The sequence below is a fragment of the Allobosea sp. CER48 genome (assembly GCF_044752385.1).
In the GTDB taxonomy this organism is placed as follows: domain Bacteria; phylum Pseudomonadota; class Alphaproteobacteria; order Rhizobiales; family Beijerinckiaceae; genus Allobosea.
Genome location: NZ_JBIWYK010000131.1, coordinates 1 through 7,457, shown reverse-complemented (window position 1 = coordinate 7,457; position 7,457 = coordinate 1). Strand labels below are relative to the sequence as shown.

The following is a 7,457-nucleotide window of genomic DNA, read 5'->3' as shown; positions in this document are numbered from 1 at the left end:
AGAAGTATTCCGAAATCTAATCAATGCTTTAAGCGATTTTTAACGATGAACTAGCCTCTGCCGCACCGCCGCCGCGATGTCGCCCCCTTGCGGCCCGCGTCAGTTCTGCTAGCTTCCGCGACAGGTCAATGACAGGAGGAGGGTGTGATGATGAGTGTCACGCTGCGTCTCGACCGATGGATCATGGGTGCGGCCTTCGTGTTCATGATGGCGATCGTTCTGGGAGCGTTCTGACGAGGTCAGTCTCGAAGTCGCTAGACCGCAAGAGCCATAAAGCTAACGCCGCCGGGAAGCCTCCCGGCGGCGTTTCTCTTTGTCCTGTCCGTCGCGCCCCGCGCGCGTCTCAACTTTCAGGGCAGGCAGTATCTGTGATCTGCCAGGACATCATGTTGACGACGCGGCCACAGGTGGCGACCCGCCGTCCCTGGTTCGTGCGGATGCAGGACATCGCTCCTTCCGCGATCTTGCGGCCATCATTCCAGCAGAAGCAGAGCGGTTCCGGTGCCTGCGCCAGACGCGGAGGATCGAGCGCGACGGCCGGTTCCCCGGCCGCGGCGGCTTCGCTGATGAGGAAGAGAACGGCGAGCGCGAGCAGCCATCTCAGCGCCCTGTGTCGGTGAGGCCTCGGTCCGGATCCGGTCATGGCTCTCTCCCTGCGCCTGGCATCGCGAGGTATGCCGCAGTTTACCACGCAGGCCCGATCGCGACGAATAATTATGCATTGATTTGAAATAGTCAGGTATTTCAGAATGTTAGCCGGAGGGAGGCTTGCGCGGGCCGCCGTCGCTCTCCATATTGCCCGGAAGAGAGCCCGTGGGGGGCTCCGGGAGGAACAATGTCTCTGATTTCGCTTGCCCGTCGTGGACGTGCCGTCGCCCTGGTCGCCGGGGCCCTGTTGCTCGTGCCGCTCGTTGCCGAAGCCCGTCCGGGCGGCGGCCGCAGCTCGGGCAGCCGCGGGTCGTTCACAAACAGCGCGCCGCCTTCAACCAACACGACGCCCGGTGGCGCCCAGACCTTCCAGCGCACGGCCCCTTCTTCGCCGGCTTCGCCGTCGATGGCCGGTCCTTCCGCCGGCGCGGCCGCAGCTCAAGCGGCCCGTCCGTCCTTCGCCCGCAACATGATGATGGGCATCGGCGCGGGCCTGCTCGGCGCGGGCCTGTTCGGATTGCTCTCCGGCTCGGGTTTCTTCGGCGGTCTGGCCTCGCTTGCCGGCATGCTCGGCTTCCTGCTGCAGATCGCGCTGATCGCCGGCATCATCATGCTCGCCATCCGCTTCTTCCGTCGCCGTTCCGAGCCGCAGCTCGCCGGCGCCGGCGCGCCCTATGCTCGTCAGGGCTATGATGCGCCGCAGCCTGCCGCTGCCCGCATGGGCGGCTTCGGCGGCGGCGCGGCGGCTGCCGCCGTGCAGCCGCAGCCGATCGAGCTCGCTGGCGAGGATTTCAACAGCTTCGAGCGCCTGCTCGGCGAGATCAACACCGCCTATTCGAACGAGGACGAGGCCGGCTTGCGCCAGCGCACCACGCCGGAGATGTTCGGCTACTTCGACGAGGACTTGACGGAGAACGTCCGCCGCGGCGTCGCCGATCGCGTCTCCGACGTCAAGCTGCTGCAGGGCGACCTGTCGCAGGCCTGGCGCGAGGGCGATACCGACTACGCTACGGTCGCGATGCGCTTCAGCCTGATCAACGCGCTTTATGACCGCAAGAACGGACAGGTGGTCGAGGGCAACCCGACGCAGGTTCAGGAGGTCAAGGAATACTGGACCTTCCTGCGCGAGCGCGGCGGGGCCTGGAAGCTGTCGGGCATCCAGCAGGCGGCCTGAGAGCCGTCATAGCATGCGATCCAGAACGGCCGGGGCGACCCGGCCGTTTTGCTTTGCCCGGCTTCCGGGTGGGCGGCTGGCGGAAACCGGCCTATTGCGATAGTGGCCAAGCGGTGCTGCCATTGCCGCAAATGAGTCCGGAGCCCGCCAGCCATGAGTGATATGCGTCTCGTCGTCGTCGGTGCCGCCGGGCGCATGGGCCGGATGCTGATCCGCGCCATCGATCAGGCGCAGGGCTGCCGGCTGGCGGCGGCGATCGAGCGGCCGGGCTCGAGCGCCCTTGGGTCGGACGCCGGCGTGCTTGCCGGTCTGCCGGCTCTCGGCATCGCGGTGACGAGCGACGCGGCTGCCGCCTTCGCCGCTGCGGACGCCGTGCTCGATTTCACCGCGCCGGACGCGACCGTCGCCTTTGCCGGCCTAGCCGCCGAGGCGGGCATCCTCCACGTCGTCGGCACGACCGGGCTGGGGCCTTCGCATCTCGCGCAACTGGCCACGTCCGCCCGGCGCACGCCGATCATCCGCTCCGGCAATATGAGCCTTGGCGTCAACCTGCTGGCCGCGCTCGTACGCAAAGTTGCGGCGACGCTAGGCACGGATTGGGACATCGAGATCGTCGAGATGCATCACCGCATGAAGGTCGATGCGCCCTCGGGAACGGCCGTCCTCCTTGGCGAGGCGGCGGCGGAAGGCCGCGAGATCGATCTTGCGCAGCACCGTGTCGCGGCGCGCGACGGCATCACCGGCGCGCGCGAGCCCGGCGCCATCGGCTTCGCCGCCCTGCGTGGCGGAACGGTGGTCGGCGATCACAAGGTGATCTTCGCCGGCGCCGGCGAGCGGCTCGAACTTGCCCATGTCGCCGAGGATCGCAGCCTTTTCGCGCAGGGCGCGGTCAGGGCTGCGCTCTGGGGCAGGGGACAGGGGCCAGGCCTCTACTCCATGGCCGACGTGCTCGGCCTCGACACCCTCTGACGATGACGCGCATCGTCGTCGCACCGGGCGTCGTCCATTGGCCGGGCAAGCTCGGGCCGATGGAGCAGGCGGCGCTGCTGGCGGAGCTGCGCGCGGTCGCGCGCAAGGCGCCGTTCTTTCAGCCGCGCATGCCGAAAACGGGCAAGCCCTTCTCGGTGCGGATGACCAATTGCGGCCCGCTCGGCTGGGTTTCAGACATCGAGGGCTATCGCTATCAGCCCGAGCACCCGGAGACGGGCGAGCCCTGGCCGATCATGCCGGCGCCCCTGCTCGATCTCTGGGCCGAGTTGTCAGGCTATCCCCAGCCGCCCGAGGCGTGCCTCGTCAATTTCTATGCGAGCACTGCCAAGATGGGGCTGCACCAGGATCGCGACGAGCAGGAATTCGATGCCCCCGTCCTGTCGGTCTCGCTCGGCGACGCGGCGATCTTCCGCATCGGCGGCACCGCGCGTGGCGGCAAGACCACGTCGCTCAAGCTCACATCCGGCGATGTCCTGCTGTTCGGGGGCGAGGCGCGGCTCGCCTATCACGGCATCGACCGCATCCTCGCCGGTTCTTCGACGCTGCTTCCCGAGGGCGGGCGCATCAATCTGACGCTCCGGCGCGTGACGAAGCCTTGAGCTAGACCTTCCCCGGCAGGCTCGGAAATGACCAACCCCAGAGCAGCGAGCCGGCCCGGAGACCGAAGGCGGTGATCAGGCCACCCAGCATGACGACGGCCATGGAAAAGCCGAGTCCGGTCAGCATCGCGGTGACGGCTGCCCCGGCGGTCGCGGCCGTGACGTAGAAATCGCGGCCCCAGAGCACCATCGGGCGATCGCCGGCGAGGATATCGCGCAGGATGCCGCCGAAGCTCGCGGTCATCGCCCCCAGCGCTACGGCCGACAGCACGGGGGCGCCGGCTGCGAGGCCCTTGAACGTGCCGATGACTGCAAACAGGGACAGCCCGGCCGCATCGGCCCAGATCAGAACCTTGCGTCCAGCCCAGCCTTCGAGAAGACCCGGCCGGAAATAGGCGGTGGTCCAGGCGGAAAGAGCAACGGTCACGCAGACCGCGACATCGGACGGGTCGCCCACCCAGAACGCGCTGTTGCCGAGCAATACGTCCCGAAGCGTGCCGCCGCCGACACCGGTGACGGTCGCGAGGAGGATGAAGCCGAACGGATCCATCCCCTTGCGAGCCGCGACGATCGCTCCGGTCAGCGCGAAGATGGCGACGCCGGCGGCCTCGAACACGGCGTCAGTGCTTGGACGCGTCGTCCGTCGGCGCCTTCGGCGCACCGGCGGAGACGCCCACAAGTGCCGGGCGCAGCACACGCTCGCCGATCTTGTAGCCGGTCTGAACGACCTTCGAGACCAGCCCCTTGGCAATCGAGGCGTCAGGAGCCTCGAACATGGCCTGATGCAGGTTGGGGTCGAACTTCTCGCCGTGCGGGTCGATCCGGCGCACGCCATGGCGTTCGAGCGTCTTCAGGAGCTCGCGCTCGGTCAGTTCGACGCCTTCGTGCAGTGCCTTCGCAGCTGCGTCGGCGGTCTCCAGCGCGCCCGCCGGCACGCTTTCGAGCGCGCGGCGCAGGTTGTCGGAGGAGCCGAGCATGTCGCGGGCGAAGCTCGTCACCGCATAGGCCTTGGCATCGGCGATCTCGCGCTCGGTGCGGCGGCGCAGGTTCTCCATCTCGGCGAGCGTGCGCAGCAGCTTGTCCTTGAGATCGTCGCGCTCGGCCTGGAGCTTGGCGACCAGGGTTTCGGTGCCCTCGGTCGCACTGGCCTGCTCCGGCGCTTCACCGGAGACTTCGAGATTGGGGTCTTCCGTCGCAGGGTTCTGCGTCATCGTGTCTTCAGGTCCCTTTGCTGGCTGGCTGCGCCGCCCCTTGCCGGGGGCGGGCCGGTCTTGCCGGCGCCGCAGCCGCGTTCGTGCCGGATATCGGCCTTATGGCCCGGTAAATCAAGCGCGGGCCGGCATCTTCGCCTTCATCGGCGCGGGCTTCTCGACTTCGATCTTGAAGACGTCCAGCAGCGCCTTGCGGATGGCCAGCTGTCGTCCTGTCGAGACGATCTTCGCATGGGTCAGGTCGGTGACGTAGAACACGTCGACCGCCTTCTCGCCGAAGGTCGCGATATGGGCCGAGGCGATGTTGAGGTTGAGCTTTCCGATCGCAGTGGTCAGGTCGTAGAGCAAGCCTGGCCGGTCGAGGCCGGAGACCTCCAACACGGTGTGGCGCGTCGAGAGCACGTTGTCGATGATGACCTCCGGCTGGACCTGGAAAGTCTGGCCACGCGGCGGCGGCGCCCGGCGCTGGGCCACCAGATCGGCGATCTTGACCTCGCCCTTCAAGGCCCGCTCGATCGCGGCCGCGATCCGCCCGGCCCGGCGCAATTCGTCGTCGTCGCGATCGAAGGCGCGGGAAACCGAAATGGTGTCGAGCACGAGCCCGTCGCTGGTCGTGAAGATCTGAGCGTCGACGATGTTTCCGCCGGCCGCCGCGCAAGCGCCGGTGACGATGGCGAGCAGGCGCGGATGATCGGGGGCCAGGACAGTCAGCTCGGTCACGCCGCGGAATTTGTCGGTCTCGACGATGGTCGCGGTGGTGCGTCCGGCCTGCTCGGCCTCGTGCAGGAAGCGGGCGTGCTTCTCCTGCCGGTCGGGATCGACCTTGATCCAGTAGGCGGGATAGTGGCGCGCGACATAGGCGTCACGCTCCTCCGCGTTCCAGTCGGCGAGACGCTGGCGCAGTGCGTCCTGCTTCATCGCGACGCGCGCCTTGCGTTCCACCGCGGAATGGCCACCGGCCAGCACGAGCTCGGTCTCGTAGTAGAGCGTGCGCAGCAACTGGCCCTTCCAGCCGTTCCAGACGCCGGGGCCGACGGCCTTGATGTCGGCCACGGTGAGGACGAGGAGGAGCTTCAGCCTCTCGAGCGTCTGCACCGTCGCGGCAAAGCTTTCGATCGTCTTGGGGTCGCCGAGGTCGCGGCTCTGGGCGACGGTGGACATGTCGAGATGATGCTCGACCAGCCAGGCCACGGTCTCCGTCTGCGCACTCGTCAGGCCGAAACGGGGGCCGAGCTTGCGGGCGATGCGGGCCCCCACGAGCGAATGATCGTCCGGCCGCCCCTTGGCGATATCGTGCAGGAACAGCGCGACGTAGAGTGCGCGCCGGTTGGCGATGGTCGGCATGATCTCGTTGGCGAGCGGGTGCTCCGCCTCGAGCCGGCCGGCATCGATCTCGGCGAGAACGCCGATCGCCCGGATCAGATGCTCGTCCACAGTGTAGTGGTGGTACATGTTGAACTGCATCATCGCGACGACACGGCCGAAATCCGGGACGAAGCGGCCGAGCAGCCCGGATTCGTTCATGCGCCGCAGCACCACCTCCGGCGAGCGGCGGGCTGTGAGGATTTCCAGGAAGATCCGGTTGGCTTCCGGGTCGCTGCGAAGGCCCGGCGTCACCAGCCGCAGCGACTGTGTCACCAGGCGGCTCGCGTCGGGATGGATGGCGAGATCCTCGCGGCTCGCGATCTCGTAGAGCCTGAGCAGGTTGACCGGATCCCGCTCGAAGGCGCTGTCATCGGCGACGTTGAGGCGCTGGCTGGTCAGCTTGAAGTCGCGATGGCCGAGCGAACGCTCGCGCTTTCGTTTGGCGAGCGTGTCGAACAGCCGCGAAAGCGTCGCGCGGGGCTTCTGCTGGCGCGCTTCCAGCGCTGCGCAGACGATGGCCGTGAGATCGCCGACATCCTTGGCGATCAGGAAGTAGGCTTTCATGAAGCGCTCGACAGGTGCCTGGCCGCTGCGGCCGACATAGCCGATCGCGGCGGCCACCTGCCGCTGCAGGTCGAATGAAAGTCGCTCTTCGGCGCGACCGGTGATGAAGTGCAGCCAGCAGCGCACGCGCCAGAGAAATTCCTCCGAGCGCTCGAACATCTGTAGCTCTTCCCTGTCGAAGAGCCCCGCGGCGACCAGCTCGCGCACGTCGTGGACGCGGTAGGCGTATTTCGCGATCCAGAACAGCGTGTTGAGATCGCGCAGGCCGCCCTTGCCGTCCTTGACGTTGGGCTCAACCAGGTAGCGCGAAGCGCCGGCCCGCTGCACCCGTGTCTCGCGTTCCGCGAGCTTGGCCTCCGTGAACGCCGCCGCCGTGCCCTCGACGACCTCCGCATCGAAGCGGCGCGTCATCTCGTCGAACAGCCCGCGGTCGCCGATGAGGAAACGGGCTTCCAGCAGGGCGGTGCGGATCGTCATGTCGGCGCGCGCCTCGCGCACGCAATCGTCGATCGAGCGCACGGAATGGCCGACCTTCAGTTTCAGGTCCCAGAGCGGATAGAGCATGGACTCGACGACGCTCTCGCCCCATGCGGTCTGCTTGTGCGGGAACAGAAACAGCAGGTCGACATCGGAGCCCGGCGCCAGCGTGCCGCGGCCATAGCCGCCGACGGCGACCACCGCGATCCGTTCCGATTGCGAGGGATTGTCGGCCGGGTAGAAATAGCCGGTCGCGGCCTTGTGCAGGCCGATGACGACCGCATCCATCGTCGCCGAAAGCCGGTGCGCGCAGGCGAGGCCGCCGCGTGGCCCGGCCAGGATCGCCTTGGCCGAAGCCTGCCCATCGTCGAGCAGTTGCCGCAACGCAGCTACCAGCGCCTGCCGCTTCTCCGTCTTGTCCAGTCGCCG

General features: G+C 67.6%; 6 protein-coding genes. 3 read left to right on the top strand and 3 right to left on the bottom strand.

Features of this window, described 5'->3' with window-relative positions; all coding sequences use genetic code 11:
- Positions 1–835 precede the first annotated feature (835 nt).
- The 3 genes from ACIPIA_RS07230 to ACIPIA_RS07220 all read left to right on the top strand — a co-directional run bounded on the left by ACIPIA_RS07230 (position 836) and on the right by ACIPIA_RS07220 (position 3,411).
- Positions 836–1,822, top strand: coding sequence for a Tim44 domain-containing protein (locus tag ACIPIA_RS07230; RefSeq protein ID WP_400508061.1), 987 nt, complete (start codon positions 836–838; stop codon positions 1,820–1,822).
- Between the two features lie 162 nt (positions 1,823–1,984).
- Entirely contained in the window at positions 1,985–2,791 is an 807-nt protein-coding gene (dapB, locus tag ACIPIA_RS07225; protein ID WP_400508065.1) for a 4-hydroxy-tetrahydrodipicolinate reductase, read from the top strand.
- Positions 2,792–2,793: 2 nt separating this feature from the next.
- Positions 2,794–3,411 (top strand): alpha-ketoglutarate-dependent dioxygenase AlkB family protein, encoded by a 618-nt coding sequence (locus ACIPIA_RS07220; protein WP_400508059.1) that lies wholly within the window; start codon positions 2,794–2,796, stop codon positions 3,409–3,411.
- 1 nt (position 3,412) lies between these two features.
- Here ACIPIA_RS07220 and ACIPIA_RS07215 read toward each other — a convergent pair whose 3' ends face one another.
- The 3 genes from ACIPIA_RS07215 to ACIPIA_RS07205 form a co-directional block, all read right to left on the bottom strand.
- Complete coding sequence (locus ACIPIA_RS07215) at positions 3,413–4,027, bottom strand: trimeric intracellular cation channel family protein (protein ID WP_400508057.1); 615 nt, start codon at positions 4,025–4,027, stop codon at positions 3,413–3,415.
- A gap of 4 nt (positions 4,028–4,031) precedes the next feature.
- Complete coding sequence (gene grpE / locus ACIPIA_RS07210) at positions 4,032–4,622, bottom strand: nucleotide exchange factor GrpE (protein WP_400508056.1); 591 nt, start codon at positions 4,620–4,622, stop codon at positions 4,032–4,034.
- A gap of 114 nt (positions 4,623–4,736) precedes the next feature.
- The gene (locus tag ACIPIA_RS07205) at positions 4,737–7,451 is read right to left on the bottom strand and encodes a [protein-PII] uridylyltransferase (protein ID WP_400508063.1); all 2,715 of its coding nucleotides are present in this window, start codon (positions 7,449–7,451) and stop codon (positions 4,737–4,739) included.
- Positions 7,452–7,457 lie beyond the last annotated feature (6 nt).

Coding starts and splice junctions, on each gene's coding strand:
- ACIPIA_RS07230 (WP_400508061.1), top strand. CDS start 836: ATGTCTCTGATTTCGCTTGCCCGTCGTGGACGTGCCGTCGCCCTGGTC.
- dapB (WP_400508065.1), top strand. CDS start 1,985: ATGCGTCTCGTCGTCGTCGGTGCCGCCGGGCGCATGGGCCGGATGCTG.
- ACIPIA_RS07220 (WP_400508059.1), top strand. CDS start 2,794: ATGACGCGCATCGTCGTCGCACCGGGCGTCGTCCATTGGCCGGGCAAG.
- grpE (WP_400508056.1), bottom strand. CDS start 4,622: ATGACGCAGAACCCTGCGACGGAAGACCCCAATCTCGAAGTCTCCGGT.